Source organism: Campylobacter canis, assembly GCF_045504005.1.
Taxonomy (GTDB): domain Bacteria; phylum Campylobacterota; class Campylobacteria; order Campylobacterales; family Campylobacteraceae; genus Campylobacter_A; species Campylobacter_A canis.
The window spans coordinates 53696-77255 of the sequence record NZ_JBJJXH010000006.1 but is presented as its reverse complement, the minus strand read 5'-3'; the positions used below and the strand labels follow the sequence as shown (position 1 = coordinate 77255).

Here is a 23560-nt window from a genome sequence, read left to right as displayed (position 1 = left end):
TTTATCCTTTTATCAAATTCTCTAAACTATACGCTCCGTCAAGTAGTGTCTGCTCGTCCCAAGCCCTGCCTATAAGCTGAGCCGAGACATTTAGTCCGTCACTTGTCTTTGCAACAGGCACTGATATCGCAGGAAGACCTGCTAAATTTACGCTAATAGTATAAATGTCTGCAAGATATGCTTTAAGCGGGTCTGCAAGCTCTCCGAATTTTGGAGCCACGGTAGGCGCTACAGGCATCAGCATGAGATCGCATTCGCTTAAAATTTTCTCATATCTTGCTTTCGTGTATGCGCGCGCCTTTTGAGCTTTAATGTAGTAGGCGTCGTAATATCCGCTGCTAAGCACAAAGGTTCCTAGTAAAATTCTTCTTTTTACCTCATCGCCAAAGCCCTCGGAGCGAGAATTAATGTAAAGTTCTTTTAAATTTTTAGCCTCTGCGCGTCTGCCGTATCTTATACCGTCAAATCTGCTTAAATTTGCGCTCGCTTCGGCGGTTCCGATGATATAATATGTCGCTATATCGCATTTTGAGTTTTCCAAATTTTTATAAACTATCTTGTGTCCTGCCGATTTTAAAATCTCAATCGCCCTTAAAAGTTCTCTTTTTATCTCTTCGCTTGCTTCATTTACGTAGTTTTCTATAACGCAAATAGTTAGCTTTCGCTCGCCGTTTAAATTTTGGCTTACTTTTTTATATTCGATATTTGCACTTGTGCTGTCTTTTTCGTCATGTCCAGCGATGATATCATAAAGTATCGCTGCGTCTTCTATGTTTTGAGTTATAGGACCAATTTGATCCAAACTGCTTGAGTAAGCACCAAGACCGTATCTGCTTACGCGTCCATAAGTCGGTTTGAAGCCGACACATCCACAAAATGCCGCAGGCTGACGCACGCTACCACCGGTATCGCTACCAAGTGCGGCTATGGCTATACCGCCGCCTACCGCAGCCGCAGAGCCGCCGCTACTTCCGCCTGCAACGCAAGCGTGATTTAGCGGATTTAAAGTCTTGCCGTATATTGAGCTTTCAGTAGTGTTGCCCATCGCGAATTCGTCCATATTGGTCCTGCCAAAAGGCGCTAAATTCGCTTCTAAAAGCTTTTCTATGACAGTTGCGTTGTAAGGCGCTACGTAGCCTTCTAAAATTTTAGAGCATGATGTTATGCTCCAGTCTTTTACTTGGATATTGTCCTTGATCGCTATAGGAATGCCTTCTCCAAGCTTTGATATCGGTAAATTCGCAAGCTGCTCCACATAAGCTCCAAGCTTTTTCTCGGACGCAATCTTTGCTTCAAGCTCGCTTCTTAGTGATCTTATCTCCTCTTTTGAGAGCTTTAAAGCCTCTTTTAAAGTTATCATCTGTTTTCCTTAAATTTATTTACTAAAACTATCCCGATGCCGACTACGCATAAAATAGTAGCGATGGTGATTACGATGATGCTAAAACTAATAGGCTCAGAGAGCATTTTTTAGCACCCTTTCACATCTTGGGCAAGTTTCGCCGTCATGTTTAGCGGTAAATTTCCAACACCTCGGACACTTAAATTTGCTTGACATTACAAGCTTAAATTTATCATGCCCGACTTCAAATTCAGCCAGACTGTCCTTGCCGTCAAGACTTTCTATCTCACTTACCATATACCAATCCGTTATCTCGTCCAAATCTTCGCTTAAGATAGAATTCGAGCTGGTTTGAAGCACTAGCTCAAGGGTTGATTTTATCTTTTTATCTTTTTTAAGCACGTCTATAAGCTCAAAGAATTTCTCTCTGCTTTGAACCAAAAGCTCGTCATCCACTTCAAATTCAAACTCAATCGGCGCATACTCAAGATCAAATGCGTCTTTGGCTCCGTTTTTGATGATCTCAGGCGCATAGTCCATAACCTCATCGACCGTATACGTAAGTGTCGGCGCAATGAGCGGCAAAAGAGCTCTTGTGATGATAGCCATAACGCTTTGAGCCGATCTTCTGCGATCATCATCGCTACCGTCGCAATACAGCCTGTCTTTGCTGATATCAAGATAAATTCCGCTCAAATCCGCACTTAAAAAATTCATAAGCAGGCTAAAGCCCTTTGAGAAATCATAATTTCTAAATGCCGCTTCAGCTTCACCAAAAGCTCTTCTGGCACGGCTTAGTATCCATTTATCAAGGATATTGAAATTTGAGGTTTGCAAATCCTGCAAGTCGTTTACATTGGCAAGCAAAAATCTTATCGTATTTCTTATCTTGCGGTACTGCTCGCTAACTTGTTTTAAGATATTGTCGCTGATTTTTAAATCGCTTGAATAATCGCTCAGCGCAACCCAAAGGCGTAAAATTTCAACTCCGTAAGTTTTGATCACATCTTGAGGTGCTACGACATTACCCTTGCTCTTACTCATCTTTTGTCCGTTTTCATCAACTGTAAAGCCGTGAGTCAAGACGCTTCTGTAAGGCGCTTGACCTTCAGCCGCACAGCTTAAAAGAAGCGAACTTTGAAACCAACCTCTATGCTGGTCGCTCCCTTCTAAGTACATACTTGCCTGATAGCCGCCCGCATCGTAATCACCGCTTTTTAAAACCGCAGACCAAGTGCTACCGCTATCAAACCAAACATCAAGGATATCGGTTACTTTTTCTAAATTTTGCGGGTCATATTTGGAATTTGGTGCTAGAAGATCTTTAATCTCCATATCCCACCAAGCGTCAGCTCCCTTTTCTTCAAAAATTTTGGCTACAAATTCCAAAACCTCATCATCAAATATCGGCTCTTTCGTCTCTTTATCCCTAAAAAACGCGATCGGCACACCCCAATCCCTTTGGCGAGAGATACACCAGTCAGGGCGATTGGCAACCATGAGCCCTATCCTTCTTGCACCGCTTGCAGGATAAAATTTAACCTTTTCTATCTCGCTTAAAGCAACCTCTCTTAGAGTTTTTCCGTCTATCTTTGGCTCGTCCATAGCGATAAACCACTGCTTTGTAGCGCGGTATATAACAGGCTTATGAGTTCTCCAGCAAAACGGATAAGAGTGGGTAAATTTACTAACTTTAAGCAGATCTTTGCCCAAAATTTCTAAAATTCTCTCGTTAGCCTTAAATATATGCATACCGACAAGCTCATCCACTACGTCCGCGCGGAAAAGCTTCTTAGTCCTAAGTGTAGAGTCGTAAAGTCCGCCCTCATCTACCGGCATGATAACCTCGATGCCGTATTTTAAGCTTATATGATAGTCATCTTCACCGTGTCCGGGAGCCGTATGCACAAGACCCGTTCCTCCGTCCATAGTAACGTGCTCTCCGAGGATAAATTTAGACTCGCGGTCGTTTAGAGGATTTATCGCGTGTAGATTTTCAAGCTCTGCGGCTTTAAATTCCTTAACGATCTCGCCTTTAGTAAGCCCTTCTTTAACAAGTTCTTCGATCATCTCTTTGGCAAATATCAAATTTTCGCTTGTGATTACGTAAATTTCATTTGGGTTTAAGCTGATGGCTTGGTTTGCAGGAAGCGTCCAAGGAGTCGTAGTCCAGATAACCGCTCGCGCTTCTTTTACGCCGAGTTTTTTAAGCGCCTCTTCGCCTAGTTTAAAGGCTACGTAGATGCTATAGTCCTCTTTGTCTTCATACTCTACCTCAGCCTCAGCAAGAGCCGATTTCGCCGCCCAACTCCAATAAACAGGTTTGCTTCGCTCTATCAAAAGTCCGCGTTTAGCTACTTTACAAAGCGTTTTGTAAATTTCAGCCTCAAATTTAAATTTCATCGTAAGATAAGGATCATCCCAGTCGCCGACTATGCCAAGCTGCTTAAATCCTTCTTTTTGGATCCCTATAAACTCTCTTGCATGCTCTCTACAAAACTCTCTGATCTGAGTTGTGCTCATCTCCTTTTTCTTCTCGCCGAGCTTTACTTCAACTTGCTGCTCTATCGGCAAGCCGTGGCAATCCCAGCCCGGAGTATATCGAATCTCTTCGCCAAAGAAATAGTGAGTCTTAGTGATGATGTCTTTGAGTGTTTTATTAAGCGCGTGTCCGATGTGCAAATTTCCGTTAGCGTAAGGGGGTCCGTCGTGAAGGTTGAAACTCTTTTTAGCCTTTTGGCGTTTAGCTTTCATCTTGGAGTAGATATCTCGCTCGCCATACCATTTTTCCAGCCGTTCAGGCTCATTTTGCGGCAGGTTGCCGCGCATAGGAAACTCCGTGCTTGGAAGCAGGAGCGTATCTTTATAATCCATACTTTTACCTTGTTTTAAATTTGCAAATTTTATCTAAGCAGTGATTAAAGGCTACTGAAAATAGAGCTTTAAGCTAAAAATTTAGTCGATTTTTTTGTGATATAATTTCAAAAATTAAGGAGGTTTTTATGAAAAATGCACTTTTAATAATCGGGAAAGATTTAAGCATAAATGCCGCTTTTTTGGGATATATTTTTAGCTTTTATAAGGCTCATTTCAAAGAGCTTGGGGAGTTTAATTTCGCCGATAAAAGCGACAAAGAGTTGCCCTTTATCATAGAAAAACTATGCCTTAAATTTGACACTCTTACGATATTTAGCTCCGATGAAACATACGCGACGGTGGCTAAAATTTTAGCCACTTTAAGCTCGGATAAGCTTGAGTTAAAAGATGAAAACACGCTTGCCTTAAGCAAGGCTGCCAAGGTTTCAAAAGATAGCTTTTTAATAAATTTAAACACAACGCAAGTAAATTTACTTAAGGCAAATCCGACTTGCGAGCTTCCTGAAATTCTCATCGAGCCAAATTTAAATTTTGAGTATTTTAATCTAGTTGATATCGATAAAGAGAGTGCGAAAATCCTACTTGAGCCGATAGCCAAAACTTACGAGGTTCAAATTCACTTCTCGGAAATCACTAAAAATTTGATAATAGTACGCGCAGAAGCCAATAAATTCGGTCAAACAAAAGGCTTTATAGAAAGTGCGGTCAATCTATTTTCAAACAAAATAATTTTAGGCAGAAATTTCATAGAGCATATCGCTAAAATTTTGATTAAAAACGAGCTTAAAATCACATTTGCAGAGTCTTGTACCGCAGGTCTTATCGCCGCGAAATTTGCATCCACGGCAGGAGTATCTGCGGCATTTGACGGCGGACTTGTGACATATGCAAATGAGATAAAGCGCGATTGGCTTGGGGTTAGCGATGAAGTGCTTAAAACTTACGGTGCAGTTAGCGAGCAATGCGTAGAAGCGATGCTAAGCGGCGCACTTGCATCAAGCGGAGCTGATTTTGCACTTGCGGCAAGCGGTATAGCAGGACCGGGCGGCGGAAGCGAAGAAAAGCCGGTCGGAACGGTATTTGTAGGTGCGCTTGCAAAGGACGGAAGCAGTATCATTGAAAGGCTAAATTTAAAAGGCGACAGAGGCTATATCAGAGAACAAAGCGCCCTGCACGCTTATCTTTGCTTACTAAAACTAAGACCAAGGCTATTTTTTAGACAAATTTAAATTGCCAAAATTTATACAAAAACATTTGTTTTACTGAAGTTGCGGAACTATTCTTATGAAGGTATAATTAAAAACGGCTTAGTAAATTTTAATTCACTAAGCCGAAAGTTACAAATTTTATAAGCTCAAAAAGCTAAGGTAAAATTTCGACTAAAATAAATTCTAATTATAAGGCTCGGTTTTAAATCCCTGTCTTATAAGGCTCCCCATACCACCGTTTAAATTTATGATATTTATCTCTTCTGAATCGATCATTGAGGCTGCATTATAGCTTCTACTGCCGCTTCTACAAATTATCGCGATAGGTTTTTTAAGATCAAATTTCTTAGAAAGCTCTTGCAAAAATCCGTCTTTATTATAAGGGTCAAAAGTAATGAGCTCGGCTCCTTTGATAACTCCTGTTTGACGCCACTCCATAGGGGTTCTTATATCCACTATCTGTTCGTAGTTTTTGATATTATCAGGTGTTACATTAACATGCTCTATCTTGGCTAATGCAAGCGATGCTAAAATGGAAAATACGATAAATTTTTTCATCTATTCTCTTTCATAAAATTTTGGCGGTATTATAATGAAAAAAATATAAAATTTTATAAATTTGTAGTCAAAATTCAATTTTTCGTCCTTTATGATAATTAATATTATAATAAGAAATAAATGCTACCATTACAAAAAAATATCATTTTAAAGGATAAATATGAAAAAAAGTTTATTGGCACTTAGCTTGCTAGCGGGCTTCGCACTAGCCGCAGAGGTAAATATCTACTCTGCTAGACACTACGATGCGGATAATGAAATTTACAAGCTGTTTGAGCAAAAAACAGGTATCAAAGTAAATGCAACTCAAGCAAAAGCAGGAGAGCTTATTAAAAAGCTTGAAGCTGAAGGCGACACTTCTGCGGCGGATCTTTTTATATCGGCTGATGTTGGAACGTTTTTTAACGCCAAGGAAAAAAATCTTTTACAACCCGTAAAATCAGACTACCTAGAAAAGACGATACCTTCTCAATACAGAGATAATGAAAATCAGTGGTTTGCCATCTCAAAAAGAGCAAGAATCATCGCTTACGATAAGAGAAATTTCGATCCAAGCGGTATAAAAACTTACGACGATCTTACAAAGCCTGAGCTTAAAGGCAAGCTTTTAATAAGAAGCGCAACTTCAGGATACAACAGATCTCTTCTAGCGTCAATCATAGCTAACGAAGGAGTAGAAGGCGCTAAAAAATGGGCTGAAGGCACACTTAAAAACCTGGCTCGCGATCCAAAAGGCGGCGATAGGGATCAAGCTAAGGCTATCTTTGCTGGAGAGGGTCAAGTAGCCGTTATGAACACTTACTACATAGGACTTATGCTTACATCTCCAAAGCCTGAAGATGTAGAAGTGGCTAAAAATTTAGGCGTGATCTTCCCAAATCAAGCGGATAGAGGAACTCACGTAAATATAAGCGGTATCGCACTTACAAAAGCGTCTAAAAACAAAGAAAACGCCGTTAAATTTATGGAGTTTTTAGTTAGCCCTGAAGCTCAAAAGATATTTGCGGGCATTAATTACGAATATCCGATCAACAAAGAGGTTGAAGCAAGCGATGTGATTAAAGCTTTTGGAACATTTAAAGAAGACACAACTCCGCTATATAAAGTTGGCGAAAATATCAAAGAAGCCGTCAAAATCTACGATATGGTCGGCTGGAAATAAGTGAATATCAAATTTTGGGCGATTCTTATCGCCCTTATCATCTTAATCCCGATTTTTAGTATATTTGTTGAAATTTCCTTCGGCGATTATTCGCTGCTTGGGCACTTTTTCGAGTATCTATTTTTAAGGTATGTTCAAGGAACATTTTTTGTAGCCATCGGAGTTTTAACCCTTAGCATCATCATAGCGACGATATCTGCATGGATAGTGGCTAACTACAAATTTCCTCTTTCAAATTTCTTTGAATATGCCCTAATGCTTCCGCTTGCGGTGCCCGCTTACATATTTAGCTTTTGCTACGTAGGCATCATGGAATACGGCGGATATTTTCATAAAATTTTTGGCGTTAGATTTGAGTTTATGAACATTTACGGCGCGATATTTGTGCTGTCGATGTCGCTTTATCCTTACATATATATGTTTGCTAAAACATCTTTTAAAACGCAATCTCAAACGATATTTGACACCTGTAAAATTTACAAATTAAGCCAGTTTCAAATTTTTTATAAAGTCGCCATCTTCATCTCTCGCCCCGCAATCATAGGAGGAGCGATGCTTGTACTCATGGAGACGCTTAGCGATTACGGAACGGTTGCGTATTACGGAGTTGAAACGTTTAGCGCGGGAATTTTCAAGCTATGGTTTGACATGGGCGATTCTTACTCGGCATCCGTTCTTGCGGCGATGCTAATGGTATTTGTCTTCATCATCATGATGTTTGAGCATTTTAATAAAAACTCCAAAAGATACAGCTTCAACACCCACAACACATCAAAGCTCACCGCCAAAATCAAACTTAGCAAATTTGGCTCGGCAGCTGCCTTTTTATGGTGTTTTGCCCTATTTTGCCTTGCGTTTTTATTTCCTTTTATCTGGCTTGTTTATTGGAGCGTTAAGACTATAGGCTTGTTTAAATTTGAGTTCGTACAGATGGCTTTTAACTCGCTCTTAATGGCTAGCGTAAGTGCGGTTTTGATAACTGCGATTAGCTTCTTTTTGGTGTTTGCAACGCGCATCATAAAAGATAAAAAGCTAAATACCTTTTTACTCAAAGCAACCTCGCTTGGCTACGCGCTGCCGGGAGCCAGCATAGGGCTTTGCGTGATTATCGTATTTGGATTTATAGATAGAAATTTCAGCCTTCAGCTTCTCTCATCCAGCTTTATCGTGCTGATATTTGGCTATATAGTAAGATTTCTAGCCACTTCGATCTACGCCGTAGAAAGCGGCTACTCTAAAATTCCAAGCAGCATTGATGATGCGAGCTTGCTTTTAAACAGGTCTAAATTTACTCTGTTTTTCAAGGTTCATTTTCCGCTTTTAAGGCATTTTTTCTTTTTATCACTGATAGTCGTTTTTATCGACATCATCAAAGAGCTTCCGCTAAGCCTCATCTTGCGACCGTTTGGCTTTGAAACGCTTAGCATAAGGGCGTTTTTTTATGCGACCGATGAGAGACTTTATGCGGCTGCGCTACCGTCTTTGCTGATAGTTCTGCTATCGCTTGTTGCAGTAGTCTGGCTTGAAATAATATCTAGGAAAAAATCATAATGGAAATTTTAAAAATCAAAAATTTAAATAAAAAATTCGGCAATCTGCAAATTCTAAAAGATATAGACTTAACCTTAAACGAAGGCGAAATTTTAAGCGTTTTGGGAGAGAGCGGGTGTGGCAAGAGCACTCTGCTTAGGATTATTGCAAATTTGGAAAGCAAAGATAGCGGAGAGATAGAATTTTGCGATGTTTGCGGTGTTGCGATGATGTTTCAAAACTATGCGCTTTTCCCACATTTAAATGTCTATAAAAACATCGAATTTGCCCTTTTTAAAATGCCTAAAAACGAGCGAGAAGATCGCATAAAAGAGCTTTTGCAAAAATTTAAAATAAGCGAACTAAAAGATAAAATGTGCGATCAAATTTCAGGCGGACAGGCTCAAAGAGTCGCCTTTGCAAGAGCCGTAGCCAATAGAGAAAAGCTTTTATTGCTTGATGAGCCGTTTGCAAATTTAGACCATAACTTAAGAAGCAGCCTTAGACTGGAGCTAAGAGATATGATCAAGCAAAACTCCCTTAGCGCAATAATGGTAACTCACGATAAGGAAGATGCGTTTTTACTAAGCGATAAAATAGCCCTTATAAAAAACGGCAAAATTTTAGCCATAGACACTCCTAAAAATTTATATTTTCATCCTCAAACTAGAGAAATAGCGCTTTTTCTAGGGGATATGAACTGTATAGATAAAGATATGGCGACAAATTTACCAAGCGAATTTCAAAGCTGGCTTCAGGATAGAAATTTTATGTTTCGTCCCGAAGAGATAAAGCAGGGTAAAGCTTATGAGGCGAAAATTCTAAAGGCTCAGTTTTTGGGCGCATTTTATGAGCTATTCTTGGACTTTGAAGGGATTAAATTCAAAGCTATCGTTAGCTCAAATTTGGATATCAAAGAGAATTTTAAATTTGACTTGGTTTAAATTTAAATCACAAGTTTATAAATGAAACAAAAACACTCCCATTAACTTTACTGATATACAATTATTAAATATTAACACAAAGGATTTCGTATGAAAAATATTTTAATTTCCCTAGCGGCTATATCAATGCTTTTGCTTGCCGGTTGTTCAGACAGCAGCAAAAAAGAGGTTAAAGATAAAGTAGAAGCCACAAAAGAGATGACAGAAAAAGCGGTTGATAAAACTAAAGAGATGGCAAATGATGCCAAAGAGGCAACAAAAGATATGGCAAACAAAGCTATAGATAAGAGTGCCGAAATGGCAGATAAGACTAAAGAAAAGGCCGTCGAAATGAAAGACGCTACTAAGGATATGGCTGAAAAAGCCATAGATAAAACCAAAGAAGTAGCAACAGAAACAAAAGAAAAAGCTGCCGATATGATGGATAGCGCAAAAGAAAAAACTATGAATGCAGGCGAGAAAGCAAAAGAGATGACAAAAGACGCTATAGACGCTACGAAAGAAAAAACCTCGGAGATAAAAGATGCAGCCGGCGAAAAGATGCAGGATATAAAAGAAGGTGCTAAAGATATCGGTGAAAAAGCCATGGATAAGACAAAAGAAGGCATCGATAAACTAAAAAATTAAACCTCGCAATTTACAAACTAAGCGATGGCGCTTGGCTGTCGCTTTTATTCTTTTTTACTTCTTATAATATTAACAAAACAAAAATAGCTATATTAACTTTATTTATATACAATAGCCTAAATTTTAAAAAGGATTTGTAATGAGACGAATTTTAATACCTATGTCGATATTGATGCTTATATTATTAGGTTGTTCAGATAGCGATAAACAAGAGGCTAAGAATGCTGTTGAAAGCGCTAAAAACATCGTAAATGAAGCCATAGACAAAGGTGCCGATGTAGCAAATGAGGCTTTAAAAAAGACTGAAAATTTCAGACAAAACGCTAAAGATATCACCGATCAAGCGCTAATCAAAGGAAAAGAGATCGCAAACGAAGCTAAAGATATGGCTAAAGACGCCATAGACGGTGCTAAAGAAAAAGCAAATGAAATACTAGATAATGCCAAAGAAAAGATGGATGAGATAAATAAAGAGCCTATTGACGACGGAATTATCAGAACTTAAATTTATAAAGGCGAGAATGCTCGCCTACTTTGCAAATCTCCTCAATCATTAAATCTATTAGCTGGATAAATTTATACTATTTGCTGTGATTAAAAATTTATTTATTGTCATTATAAGTATTTCATATTTTAATTACAATAAATTTTAGCACCTTACATAAAAGCCAGAAAGTGGTGTCCTCAGCGAGATTCGAACTCACGGCCTCAAAATTAGGAATTTTGCGCTCTATCCTGCTGAGCTATGAGGACATTTAAAGAATACAAAGTACATCAAATTCAGTTTAAAAACAAAAATATAAATTCTGTTTCATGTCATTTATATTTTTTACAATAGGTTTTACAGACTCTTTTTATATAAATTTCTATTTTCTGTAAAAATCAAGAATAACTCTATTCACACCTATTTTATTATTTATAGCAACTTTAAATACTATGATATAAAATTTTATTGTTTTAAGTAAATCTATATTAGTTGATAAATTTAAAAAGGGCGAGAAAACCTCGCCCGAAATTTTAGCCGTTTCTCTTTTTGATAATCTCTTCGGATACGTTTTTAGGAACTTCCTCATAGTGATCAAATTCCATAGAATACGTAGCACGACCTTGAGTTTGGCTTCTAAGATCCGTTGAATAACCAAACATCTCAGCAAGCGGGCAGAATGCCGTAACAATCTTATTGCCACTTCTTTCATCCATAGAGCTGATCTGTCCGCGGCGTTTATTAAGATCGCCGATAACATCACCCATATAATCCTCAGGAGTTTCAACCTCAACCTTCATCATAGGCTCAAGGATAACCGCGCCCGCTTTTCTAGCACCTTCTTTAAAGCCCATTGAAGCGGCAAGTTTAAACGCCATCTCGGAGCTATCCACTTCATGGTAACTTCCGTCAAACAACGTAACTTTAACGTCCTCTACCGGATACCCCGCAAGAACACCGTTTTGAAGCGCCTCTTTACAACCTTTATCAACAGCAGGGATGTATTCTTTAGGAACCACGCCGCCCTTAATGTCATTAACAAACTCATAGCCACTACCTGGCTCAAGTGGCTCAAGACGCAAGAATACGTGTCCGTATTGACCACGTCCGCCTGATTGTTTAGCGTATTTATACTCTTGCTCAACTGTTTTGCGAATTGTCTCACGATATGCAACTTGTGGCTGTCCAACCTCTGCATCAACTTTAAATTCGCGAAGCATACGATCAACGATAATCTCAAGGTGAAGCTCACCCATACCCGATATAATTGTTTGACCACTCTCTTCGTCTGTTCCTACTCTAAAGCTCGGGTCTTCTTGCGCAAGCTTTTGAAGTGCAAGTGCCATTTTCTCTTGGTCAGCTTTTGTTTTTGGCTCAACCGCAACAGAAATAACAGGCTCAGGGAAGTCCATTTTCTCAAGTATTACTTTATCTTTCTCACTTGCAAGAGTATCTCCTGTAAGCGTATTTTTAAGACCGACCACAGCACCAATCTCACCTGCGTGAAGGACTTTAATCTCTTCTCTTTTATTTGAGTGCATCTTTAAAAGACGACCAATTCTCTCTTTGTTGCTTTGAACGGTATTGTAAGCATAGCTTCCGCTCTCAAGCTCACCGCGATAAACACGTATAAAAGTGAGTTGTCCTACAAACGGGTCTGTCATAATCTTAAATGCAAGAGCAGCAAATTCACCGTTATCGGTTGATTCTACAAGAACTTCTTGACCGTCTTCATACTGACCCTTTATAGCCTCGATCTCATCAGGAGCAGGTAAATAATCGACAACAGCGTCAAGTAAAGGCTGAATTCCTTTATTTTTAAACGCGGTTCCGCAAAGCATAGGCGTCATAGTCATTCTTAAACAACCTGCTTTTATGCCTTTTTTAATCTCTTCTTCGGTTAGCTCTTCACCGCTAAAGAATTTCTCCATCAAGCTATCGTCTGTCTCAGAAACAGCTTCAACAAGCTTATTTCTGTATTCGTTCGCTTTTTCTACTAGCTCGGCAGGAATTTCTTTTTCCACATAAGTTGTAGGCTTGCTTTCATCTTCCCAAACATATGCCTTCATCCTTACAAGATCGATAACACCTTTAAAGTTATCCTCAGCTCCTATTGGAATTTGGATAGGTACAGGGTTTGCTTTTAGCCTATTTTTAATTTGCTCTTCAACGTTAAAGAAATTTGCGCCAATTCTGTCCATTTTATTTACAAAAACTATTCTTGGAACGCCGTATTTATTAGCTTGTCTCCAAACCGTTTCAGATTGAGGTTGAACACCGCCAACCGAACAAAATACCGAAACCGCTCCGTCAAGAACACGCATAGAACGCTCAACTTCGATAGTAAAATCAACGTGGCCCGGAGTGTCGATAAGATTTATTTGATGCTCTTTCCAGTAAGCCGTAGTAGCGGCGGAGGTTATAGTGATACCTCTTTCTTTCTCTTGTTCCATCCAGTCCATAGTAGCAGCGCCGTCATGAACCTCGCCAAGCTTATGGCTAAGTCCCGTAAAAAATAAAATTCTCTCGCTAGTAGTCGTTTTGCCCGCGTCAATGTGAGCTGCAATACCGATATTTCTAACCATATGAAGTGGGGTTTTTCTATCTGACATGAATTTTCCTTCTTACCAGCGGTAGTGAGCAAATGCCTTATTAGCCTCTGCCATTTTATAAGTATCTTCTTTCTTCTTAAAAGATGCACCTTTTGAATTTGCAGCATCAAGTAGCTCGTTAGCAAGCTTATCTATCATAGTTCTTTCGCTTCTTTTTCTTGCATAGCCGATTATCCATCTGATTGCAAGAGCTTGCTGACGCGCAGGACGAACCTCGACAGGAACTTGATATGTAGCACCGCCCACACGACGTGATTTAACTTCCATGATAGGCTTTACGTTTTCTATAGCATCGTTAAAAACATCTATGCCTTTAACTTCGCTGTTTCTCTTCTCAATAGCTTTGATAGCACCGTACATAATCTCGGTGGCTACGCTTTTTTTGCCGTCATACATAAGCGAGTTAATAAATTTAGTGATTACTTTATTTCCGTAAATTGGATCAGGTAAAACTTCCCTTACAGGGGCTTTTCTTCTTCTCATTTGATTATTCCTTCAAATTTTTATAAATTTTACTCAAACGCAACTAAATTAAAAGCGCGTCTGCGAACCTAATTTTATTTCTTTGCTGCGCCTGCTTTAGGACGTTTAGCACCGTATTTAGAACGTGAAACAGTTCTTTTTGCAACACCGGCCGTATCAAGAGCACCGCGAACGATATGATATTTAACACCCGGCAAGTCCTTAACCCTTCCTCCGCGAACCAGTACGATGCTGTGTTCTTGTAGGTTATGACCCTCACCGCCGATATAGCTAATAACTTCAAAGCCGCTAGTTAATCTAACCTTGGCAACTTTTCTCAAAGCAGAGTTTGGTTTTTTCGGAGTTGTAGTATAAACTCTCGTGCAAACGCCTCTTCTTTGAGGACACTCTTTTAGCGCAGGTGATTTTGATTTTACAATCACTTTCTTGCGCTCTTTTCTGACCAATTGATTTATGGTTGGCACAGTAATTCCTTTCGACTAAATTTATTAAAAAGACCTAATTATATTTAAATACAACTTAAATTAATGTAAATCCTGTATTTTTGCTGAAATTTAATCAGCCTTTAATGCGTATTTGCCGCTACCTGTAAATAAAATAGACAAAGCAAGAGTCATATAAAGATATACAATTTCGGCTTTAAGCCCACCGACATTAGTAAGCTCAAACAGATTTGCAAGACCGTGAAATGAATACAAAATAGTAAGACATGTTCCAATAAGCAAGACGCTTCCTATCCTTGAAAAAATTCCTAAAATTATCATCAAAGGAGCCAAAACCTCTCCGACATACGCGAAATAAGCCATAAATTCAGGCAAGCCTGCTTTAGTAAGAATAGCCTTTACTCCGCCGATTCCGTTCATGATTTTGCTAAATCCGTGTGTCAAAACACAAATTCCAAGACCAAGTCTTGCAACAAGAATTCCTAAATCTAAATTTTTCATACTACTCCAATTAAATTTTGATATTTTATTTGTTAAAAATAGAATTTGATTAAAAGCTCCGCCAAATTTAAAGGCGGAGCAAAATGTTAGTTTTGTTTTAGCTTGATTTTTTTATCTTGATAAAGACCTGTTCCAACAGGTATCATGCGACCTAAAATAACATTTTCTTTCAGATCCTCAAGATAGTCAAATTTAGCCGCTATACTGGCTTCTGTTAAGACTTTTGTAGTCTCTTGGAAAGATGCGGCGGATATGACGCTATCGCTTCCTATGGCAGCCCTTGTAACACCAAGCAAGATAGGCTCTGCTATGGCAGGGTTTCCACTCATGCGCATAATTCTTTCATTTTCTTCCTTGAATCTTGCACGTGAAACCATATCTCCAACGATGAAATTTGTATCTCCGCTGTCTATGATCTTAACCTGTCTTAGCATCTGAGAAACGATGATCTCGATATGCTTATCGGCAATCGCAACACCCTGAGAGCGATAAACTTGTTGAATTTCACTTATCAGATAGTAGTGAAGCGCTTTTTCGCCTAAAATTCTAAGCACGTCATGGCTTGAAATAAGACCATCTGTTAGCTTCTCGCCTGCATGGATAAACTCCCCGCTTCTTACTTGAATTTGACGAGTTTTATCTATAAGATATTCAGCCGTTGTGCCGTCTTCTGACTCGATGATAATTCTTTCTTTCGAGCGAAGCGGTTTGTCAAATCTAACAACACCGTCAATCTCTGCAATGATAGCCGTATTTTTCGGGCGTCTTGCTTCAAATAGCTCACTAACGCGAGGAAGACCTCCGGTGATGTCTTTTGATTTTGCTACCGCTTTTGGAGTCTTAGCCAAAATTTCAGCCTGCTCTACACTAGATCCATCTTTTACAAATATCGCAGTCTTTGGCTCAAGCTGATATCTGATAAGCTTCCCGTCTTTTGTCGCGATAACTATCGTAGGCTTGATGCCTGAAGGCAAGTATTCGTTGATAACCAAACGGCTTTGACCGGTCGTTTCGTCATACTGCTCGGCAGCAGAATACCCAGGCTCGATATCCTCATAAGTTACTGTTCCTGCTTCTTCGGCTATCGTAGGAGTCGAATATGGATCCCACTCTGCGATAACAAGTCTCTCTGCATCCGAAGGCTCAGCCAAGATCGTTTTAGACGCTACTATATCGCTATCATTTACTTTTATGACCGAATTTCTAGGTATATAGTAACGAACCGCTTCTCTATCTTCATCATCGGCTACAACTACAAATAGACCCTTTTCGGTTACCAAATGCCCTTTTTTGATATCTCTTATACGCTCTAAATAATCGCCCTTAAGGATGTAAAATTTAAGCACTCCGTTTGCGCCTGCGGTTATTTTTTTAGTTATAGGATCTCCGTCTTTTACCTTTATCTCGCTTGCAAACGGGATACGATTAGGCACGTTCCAACCCTCTTTAATAACCTCAACTATACTTTCGTTTTCTTTTACCTTATCTCCGTCGGCATACGGTATGTAAATTTTACCTTCTACCTTACCGCTAACACCTGCTAGCTCGTTTGGTTTAGCCACATCGTTTCTACGAAGAGTATATTTAACCTCTTCTTTTTTGCCTTTTATCGTTATATTGATATCTTCGTGAGCTACTTCGATCTCTAATTTTCCGTCAAACGGTGCTTTGATCTTTGGCTCAACCAAAAGCACGGCCGCGTTTCTACGATTTGCAACTATATCTTTGCCGTTATTTTCATAAACGTTTAAATTATAGTATCTTATGAAACCCTCTTTTTGAGCTACAACTTGGCGATCTTGTTGCTCCGTAGATGCCGTTCCGCCGATATGGAAAGTTCTAAGAGTAAGCTGCGTTCCGGGCTCGCCGATTGATTGAGCCGAGATGATACCTACAGCCTCACCCGGTTTTACCAGCTTGCCTTCACCCAAATTTATGCCGTAGCATTTAGAGCATACACCCTTTGCAGCCTTGCAAGTGATCGGCGTTCTAATGCTTACTGATTTGATACCGGCTTCAATGATAGCTTTTGCTTTTTCTTCATCTACTAAAGTACCTTCCGCAAATAAAATTTCATTTGTTATCGGGTCTATAACGTCATCTGCAAGAATGCGTCCGAGAACTCTTTCTTCAAGGCTTTCTATAAGCTCGCCGTTTTCGGTTATCTCGGTGATCTCAACACCCTCGTGCGTACCGCAATCTTCAATAGTAACCTTAACGTTTTGCGCTACGTCAATGAGCTTTCTGGTAAGGTATCCGGCGTTTGCCGTTTTAAGTGCGGTATCGGCAAGTCCCTTTCTAGCGCCGTGAGTTGAGATAAAGTACTCAAGTACGTTTAGTCCCTCGCGGAAATTTGATGTAATAGGTGTCTCGATAATTGAGCCGTCAGGCTTAGCCATAAGACCACGCATACCCGCAAGCTGACGAATTTGCGCAGCAGAACCTCTAGCTCCTGAGTCCGCCATCATATAAATCGAGTTAAATCCGCCTTTATCGTTTTGGATGAGCTTCATCATCTCGCCCGCAACCACGTTATTTGTATCGGTCCATATATCGACTATCTTATTATATCTCTCTGAATCGGTTAAAAGACCTGCACCGTATTGGTTTTGAATTTCGCGAACTTTTTTCTTAGCGCTATCTATATGTTTTTGTTTTCCTTCAGGAACGATGATATCGGCTATAGATATAGAAATTCCCGCCTTTGTAGCGTAGCGGAAGCCTAAATTTTTAAGCTTATCTAAAAATCCTGCAGTTATCTCAAGTCCGCCTACTTTATAAACATAATCAACCAAATTCGCTATATCTTTTTTCTTAAGAATTCTGTTCCACATATTTTCAGGAACAAAATCAGGTAGTATCGAGCGGATAATCAAACGTCCGGCAGTCGTAAATAGCGTCTTGCCCTCAATCATAGTCTTGATCTTTGAGTGAACCTCAAGGCAGTGCGCTTCCTCGGCTATCATCACCTCATCAACACTTGCAAAAATTTTATTTGCGCCTTTTGTATCACTCTTTTCTAGGCTCAGATAGTAAATTCCTAAAACCATATCCTGGCTTGGAACGGTTATAGCCTTACCGCTTGCAGGAAGCAAGATATTCATCGAACTAAGCATCAAAATTTTACACTCTGCGATAGCCTCTTGTGAAAGCGGCACGTGAACAGCCATTTGATCACCGTCAAAGTCCGCGTTAAACGCAGCACACACAAGCGGATGAAGCTGTATCGCCTTGCCTTCAACTAGCACAGGGTGAAACGCTTGGATAGAAAGCTTATGCAGTGTCGGAGCACGGTTTAGCATAACAGGATGATCTTTAACAACCTCCTCTAAACACTCCCAAACTTCGTTCGTCTTATCTTCTATCATCTTTTTGGCTTGTTTAACGGTCGTTGCATAGCCTTTTTCTTCAAGACGAGCTAAAAGGTGTGGCTTAAACAGCTCAAGAGCCATTCTTTTTGGAAGTCCACACTGATCCATCCTAAGTTTTGGACCTACAACGATAACCGAGCGACCCGAGAAGTCAACACGCTTACCAAGCAAATTTTGTCTAAAGCGACCTTGTTTTCCTTTGATGATTTCAGAAAGCGACTTAAGCGGGCGTTTGTTTGCTCCTTTTACGGCATTTGCTCTTCTTCCGTTATCAAAAAGTGCATCAACCGCTTCTTGAAGCATTCTCTTTTCATTCCTTATAATGATTTCAGGCGCATCAAGCTCCATAAGTCTCTTTAGACGCGCATTTCTATTAATAACACGGCGGTAAAGGTCATTCACGTCAGAAACGGCAAATTTACCTCCGTCAAGACTAACAAGCGGTCGTAAATCAGGCGGAAGCACAGGCAAATTCGTAATCATCATCCACTCAGGACGGTTGCCTGAATTTAAAAACGCCTCAACAACTTTAAGTCTTTTTACGATAGTTTTTTTCTTCGCTTCCGAATTTGTAGAGCTTACTTCATCTTTAAGAGTATTTAAAAGCTCAACAAGATCTAAATTTTCAAGCAGATCGCGGATAACTTCGCCGCCCATTCTAGCCTTAAATCCGCTATCTTCAAATCGCTGAATTAAAGATTGATACTGCTCTTCGTTTAAAACATCATAAATTTCTACTTTTTTACTGTTTTCATTATCATAAAACGCTTCGCCTGCCACTTCAACTATATAAGCCTCATAGTAAAGCACGCGCTCTAAGTCCTTCATCTTAATACCAAGAAGCGTTCCTATACGGCTTGGAAGTGAATTTACATACCAGATGTGAGCCACAGGAGTTACGAGCTCGATATGACCCATACGTGAGCGACGAACTTTTGAGCTAGTTACTTCAACACCGCACTTCTCGCACTTAACGCCCTTATAGCGCATTTTTTTATACTTACCGCAAAGACACTCATAATCACGAATCGGGCCGAAAATTTTAGCGCAAAACAGACCGTCACGCTCAGGCTTTAGAGTTCTATAATTTATAGTTTCAGGCTTTTTAACCTCGCCATAACTCCATGATTTTATCTTATCCGGACTTGCTAAGCGAAGTTGGAAAGCTTCAAAATCACGCGGGCGTTGCTCTTCTTTTATTTCAATCGGTTTTAGTTCACTCATCGTTATCTTCCTCGTCATATACTTCAACATCAAGTGCTAGAGATTTAAGCTCGTTTGTTAATACGAAAAACGTTTCAGGAATTCCTGTTTCAGGGACGTTTTCGCCTCTTGTTAGAGCCTTATACGCCATTAAACGACCTTCAACATCATCTGATTTTACGGTTAGCATCTCTCTTAAAGTGTGAGCCGCACCATAAGCTTCAAGCGCCCAAACCTCCATCTCACCAAATCTTTGACCGCCAAATAGCGCCTTACCGCCGACAGGTTGCTGTGTAACAAGGCTATATGGTCCGGTACTTCTTGCGTGAACTTTTTCATCGACAAGGTGGTGAAGCTTAAGCATATACATGCAGCCGACATTTACTCTCTCTTTTATTTTTGAACCGGTGCGTCCGTCATAAAGCTCGGTTTTACCGTCCATATCTACTTTCGCCATCTCAAAGAGCTTGGCAAATTCTTCAACTCTAACACCTTCAAATATAGGAGTGGCAAATTTTACGCCACTTGCCCAATCTCTTGCGTATTCGATAAGTTGCTCATCATCTATTTTGGCAAGAGTTTTTTTAGCATCCATAAATTTAGAAACCGAAGCGATCTCTATCATTTTAGCGCGAAGCTCTTTAACCCACTCGCCTTTTTTCTCTTCGAAAATTTGATTTATTTGCTCGCCTAAACGATATCCGACAAGACCAAGGTGGCTTTCTAAAATTTGACCTATATTCATACGGCTTGGAACACCTAGCGGATTTAATACTATATCCACAGGCTGCCCGCTAGGAAGGTATGGCATATCAACTTCAGGAACGATGTTTGAAACGATACCTTTGTTACCGTGACGTCCAGCCATCTTATCGCCCACTTTTAGTTTGCGCTTGGTCGCCACATATACTTTTACTAGCTTTACAACACCGCTTGGCAATATATCGTCTTTTTCTAAAATTTCGATTTTGTTATCGTGCTCTTCTTTTAGCTTTTTCTTCTCATTTTGGAAATAGACTTTTAGCTCATCGTATTTTTTCTGAATGTCTTTTGAAAAGCCTTTTACTATGCTGTTTAGGGTAAAACGATTGATATTTTCAAGCTCGGCCTTATCTATCTTTGCACCTTTTTTATACTCTTTTTTGCCTATGGTTTGAGCTGATGTAAGAGTGTTTTTAGAAAGAAGAGAAGTAACCTTTAGCATCTCTTCTCTATCCATCATAAGAAGTCTATCGTGATGCTCTTTTTCTAAAGCCGCTTTTTCCTCTTCGTAAGTTTTATTAGTTCTGCTATCTTTTTCGTGACCTTTTTTGGTAAAAATTTTAACATCTACCACAACTCCTTCCATAGAAGCCGTTGCATATAGTGATTTATTTACCACATGACCCGCTTTTTCACCAAATATCGCTCTTAAAAGTCTCTCTTCAGGAGTTGGTTTAACCTCGCCCTTTGGAGATACTTTTCCTACTAGTATCATGCCGGGTTTTACATGTGTTCCGATCTTGATAATTCCGCTTTCGTCAAGATGCATAAGATCTTCTTCTTTTATGTTAGGAATATCTTTTGTAATCTCTTCAACGCCGTCTTTTAACTCGCGAGCTTCTATTTCTTTTTCATAGATATGCACGCTTGTAAAAGCATCTTCACGTATCATTTTTTCACTGATTACGATCGCATCTTCGTAGTTGTATCCGTTCCAAGGCATAAACGCGATAAGTGCGTTTTTGCCTATGGCAAGCTCGCCACGCTCCATACTAGAGCCATCGGCTATAACTTGCCCTGATTCAACCACATCGCCTTTTTTTACTATCGGATGTTGAGAGAAAGTTGTATTTTGGTTAGTTCTTAAATTTTTCTCCATAGAGTAATGGTCTATGTAAGGACCTACTTCATCTTCACCCAAAATGAAAATATTTTTATTATCAACTTTTTCAACAACGCCCGAGCGTTTTGCCTTGATAGCCTCCCAAGCATCGCGCGCTACGATTCTTTCCATGCCCGTTCCTACGATAGGAGCAGATGAGCGAAGAAGCGGTACTGCTTGACGTTGCATGTTTGAGCCCATGAGGGCACGGTTAGCATCATCATGCTCTAAAAACGGAATAAGCGAAGCAGCAACACCAGCTATCATGCCGGAACAAAGGTCGATTAGCTTAACGTCTTCACGCTTGGCAAGTATCATCTCGCCATCTTGTCTAGCCTCGATCAAGTCTTCAACTATATATCCATTATCATCTATCAAAGTTGAAGCCGGAGCTATAACGCTATTTTCCTCTTGAGTAGCCGTTAGATAAACAATCTCATCGGTTACTTTGCCGTCAACTACTTTTTTATACGGCGCTTCAACAAAGCCAAGGTTATTTACTTTAGCATAAGTTGAAAGTGTGTTTATAAGACCGATGTTTTGACCTTCCGGAGTCTCAACCGGACAAATTCTGCCGTAGTGAGTAGGATGAACGTCACGCACTTCAAATCCTGCGCGCTCTTTTACAAGTCCGCCCTCACCGAGTGCCGATAAGCGGCGCTTATGCGTAACTTCGCTTAGCGGGTTTGTCTGATCCATGAACTGGCTTAGCTGTCCGCCCGTAAAAAATTCTGTTATAGTCGTAGTGATCATCTTTGGATTTACAAGATCATAAGGCATTATCTCTTCGATATTACTGCTTAGGCTTGTAAATTTATCACGGATTGCCTTTTGCATTTTCACAAAGCCAAGGTGAAGCTCGTTGGCTAAAAGCTCGCCGATAGAGCGGATACGTCTATTTCCGAGGTGATCTCTATCATCTATATGTCCTTGTCCGTTTTTAACTTTTATAAGATATTTTGCCGTTTTTATAATGTCTTCGTTTGTTAAAACTGTTACGTATTCAGGAACGTCAAGACCTAGCTTGTGATTCATCTTCATACGACCGACTTGCGTTAGATCATATCTTTCAGGATTAAAGAAGAGATCGTTTACAAATGTTTTTGCAGCTTCCTTTACGACAGGCTCGCCGGGTCGCATAACTTTGTAAATTCTAATCGCCGCAAGGTCGTTTTCATCTTCAACATTTTCAGTTTGCTTAAGAAGCTTTAGAGTCTCGCTATCTGCAATAAATGAGTTTATAATCGCGTCATCAACGCCAGCTGCCAAGTCGTTTGCTATCTCTATACTATCTTGCTCGGCTAAAATTTTGACCAGTTTATTTTCATCAAGCTGCGCAAGAGTATCATAAAGCACCTCTCCGCTCTCTTTATCGATAACAGGAGAAGCTAAAAATCTATTAACCAAAATTTCGGTCGGATACTCAACCCACTTTACGCCCTCGCTTATTATCTTGTCTGCTTTTTTCTTAGTTAGTCTTTTGCCTGCTTCATGAAGCACATTTCCGTCTTCATCTTTTATATCGTATTCGATTCTGCCGACATAATCTTCAGGATTAAACGGAGTTAAAAATTTATTATTTTTAATCGATAGGGTTTGAATAGGGTAAAATAGCTTTATAATATCTTGTTTTTTATATCCAAGCGCTCTAAATAGTATAGTTACAGGAACCTTTCTGCGTTTATTGATACGAACGTATAAAACGTCTTTTGTGTCATATTCAAAATATAGCCAAGAGCCACGATCAGGGATAATCTGAGCCGTGTAAATTAGTTTATTTACTACAGTCGGGCTTTCCTCTTCTTTAAATATAACACCCGGGCTTCTATGGAGTTGGTTTACGACAACTCTTTCAACACCGTTTATAATAAATGAAATTCTATCTGTCATAAGAGGAATTTCGCGTATAAAAATTTCTTGCTCTTTTATATCTTTTACACCGATCTTTTCACCGGTTTTCTCATCTTTTTCATGAACTATGAGGCGAATTTTCATCTTCAAATTTACAGAGTATGTAAGACCTCTTTCCATACACTCTCTGATAGTATATTTCGGTTTGCCGATCTCTGAGCTTACGTATTCAAGCGAAAGTCTATTTTGCGGATCATGTATAGGAAATATTGATTTAAAAACTTTTTCGATACCGCTTTCGCCTTGATTTTCGCTCAAATTTAAAAAATGATCAAAGCTCTTTTTTTGTAATTGTAGTAGGTTAGGAACATCTATCTCTTTAGCAACATTTGAAAAATCAACTCTAAGACGATTTCCTGAGTATAAGCTGTTTAACATGCATCTACCTCGTGGTATAAGTTTGAAAGAAAAGTATTGAGCCACAAATTTGCGGCATCTAA

At 39.6% G+C, this 23560-nt stretch carries 15 protein-coding genes and 1 tRNA gene; 6 read left to right on the top strand and 10 right to left on the bottom strand.

The genetic code is table 11. The features are described 5' to 3' along the window. Position 1: 1 nt before the first annotated feature. Both gatA and ileS read right to left on the bottom strand, forming a co-directional pair. On the bottom strand, positions 2 to 1360 hold the full coding sequence (gatA, locus tag ACHJH3_RS07330) for an Asp-tRNA(Asn)/Glu-tRNA(Gln) amidotransferase subunit GatA (protein WP_407064247.1): 1359 nt from the start codon (positions 1358 to 1360) through the stop codon (positions 2 to 4). Positions 1361 to 1456: 96 nt separating this feature from the next. Next, positions 1457 to 4216, bottom strand: a complete 2760-nt coding sequence (gene ileS, locus ACHJH3_RS07325; RefSeq protein ID WP_407064246.1) for an isoleucine--tRNA ligase — start codon at positions 4214 to 4216, stop codon at positions 1457 to 1459. A gap of 128 nt (positions 4217 to 4344) precedes the next feature. Here ileS and ACHJH3_RS07320 point away from each other — a divergent pair, with 128 nt between their 5' ends. Next, the gene (locus tag ACHJH3_RS07320) at positions 4345 to 5448 is read left to right on the top strand and encodes a CinA family protein (protein ID WP_407064245.1); all 1104 of its coding nucleotides are present in this window, start codon (positions 4345 to 4347) and stop codon (positions 5446 to 5448) included. A 162-nt stretch (positions 5449 to 5610) separates the two neighbouring features. Here the strand turns inward: ACHJH3_RS07320 and ACHJH3_RS07315 are convergent, their stop codons facing one another. Continuing rightward, positions 5611 to 5985, bottom strand: coding sequence for a rhodanese-like domain-containing protein (locus ACHJH3_RS07315; RefSeq protein ID WP_407064244.1), 375 nt, complete (start codon positions 5983 to 5985; stop codon positions 5611 to 5613). Between the two features lie 160 nt (positions 5986 to 6145). Between ACHJH3_RS07315 and ACHJH3_RS07310 the strand changes: the two genes are divergently transcribed. The 5 genes from ACHJH3_RS07310 to ACHJH3_RS07290 all read left to right on the top strand — a co-directional run bounded on the left by ACHJH3_RS07310 (position 6146) and on the right by ACHJH3_RS07290 (position 10753). Beyond that, positions 6146 to 7147: a Fe(3+) ABC transporter substrate-binding protein gene (locus ACHJH3_RS07310; protein WP_172200371.1), complete on the top strand. Its 1002-nt coding sequence runs from the start codon at positions 6146 to 6148 to the stop codon at positions 7145 to 7147. After that, a complete protein-coding gene (locus ACHJH3_RS07305) occupies positions 7148 to 8698 on the top strand; it encodes an ABC transporter permease (protein ID WP_407064243.1) in 1551 nt (516 codons plus the stop codon). A 5-nt stretch (positions 8699 to 8703) separates the two neighbouring features. Beyond that, a complete protein-coding gene (locus ACHJH3_RS07300) occupies positions 8704 to 9621 on the top strand; it encodes an ABC transporter ATP-binding protein (protein WP_407064333.1) in 918 nt (305 codons plus the stop codon). Between the two features lie 90 nt (positions 9622 to 9711). Next, complete coding sequence (locus tag ACHJH3_RS07295; protein ID WP_407064242.1) at positions 9712 to 10248, top strand: hypothetical protein; 537 nt, start codon at positions 9712 to 9714, stop codon at positions 10246 to 10248. A 139-nt stretch (positions 10249 to 10387) separates the two neighbouring features. After that, positions 10388 to 10753 (top strand): hypothetical protein, encoded by a 366-nt coding sequence (locus tag ACHJH3_RS07290; RefSeq protein WP_407064241.1) that lies wholly within the window; start codon positions 10388 to 10390, stop codon positions 10751 to 10753. Between the two features lie 171 nt (positions 10754 to 10924). On the opposite strand, the gene ACHJH3_RS07285 is transcribed toward ACHJH3_RS07290, so the two are convergent. The 7 genes from ACHJH3_RS07285 to rpoB form a co-directional block, all read right to left on the bottom strand. Further along, positions 10925 to 11001, bottom strand: a tRNA-Arg gene (locus ACHJH3_RS07285). A gap of 264 nt (positions 11002 to 11265) precedes the next feature. Further along, a complete protein-coding gene (gene fusA, locus ACHJH3_RS07280) occupies positions 11266 to 13344 on the bottom strand; it encodes an elongation factor G (protein WP_407064240.1) in 2079 nt (692 codons plus the stop codon). Positions 13345 to 13356: 12 nt separating this feature from the next. Further along, positions 13357 to 13827 carry a 30S ribosomal protein S7 gene (rpsG, locus tag ACHJH3_RS07275; protein WP_169940601.1) on the bottom strand — a complete coding sequence of 157 codons (471 nt, stop codon included), beginning with the start codon at positions 13825 to 13827 and terminating at the stop codon, positions 13357 to 13359. Positions 13828 to 13901: 74 nt separating this feature from the next. Beyond that, entirely contained in the window at positions 13902 to 14291 is a 390-nt protein-coding gene (rpsL, locus tag ACHJH3_RS07270) for a 30S ribosomal protein S12 (protein WP_169940604.1), read from the bottom strand. A 90-nt stretch (positions 14292 to 14381) separates the two neighbouring features. Continuing rightward, positions 14382 to 14771 (bottom strand): DoxX family protein, encoded by a 390-nt coding sequence (locus tag ACHJH3_RS07265; RefSeq protein WP_407064239.1) that lies wholly within the window; start codon positions 14769 to 14771, stop codon positions 14382 to 14384. A gap of 86 nt (positions 14772 to 14857) precedes the next feature. Further along, the gene (gene rpoC / locus ACHJH3_RS07260) at positions 14858 to 19366 is read right to left on the bottom strand and encodes a DNA-directed RNA polymerase subunit beta' (RefSeq protein ID WP_407064238.1); all 4509 of its coding nucleotides are present in this window, start codon (positions 19364 to 19366) and stop codon (positions 14858 to 14860) included. Next, positions 19359 to 23498: a DNA-directed RNA polymerase subunit beta gene (gene rpoB / locus ACHJH3_RS07255; RefSeq protein WP_407064237.1), complete on the bottom strand. Its 4140-nt coding sequence runs from the start codon at positions 23496 to 23498 to the stop codon at positions 19359 to 19361. Before rpoB ends, rpoC begins: the two co-directional genes overlap by 8 nt. Positions 23499 to 23560: the final 62 nt, after the last annotated feature.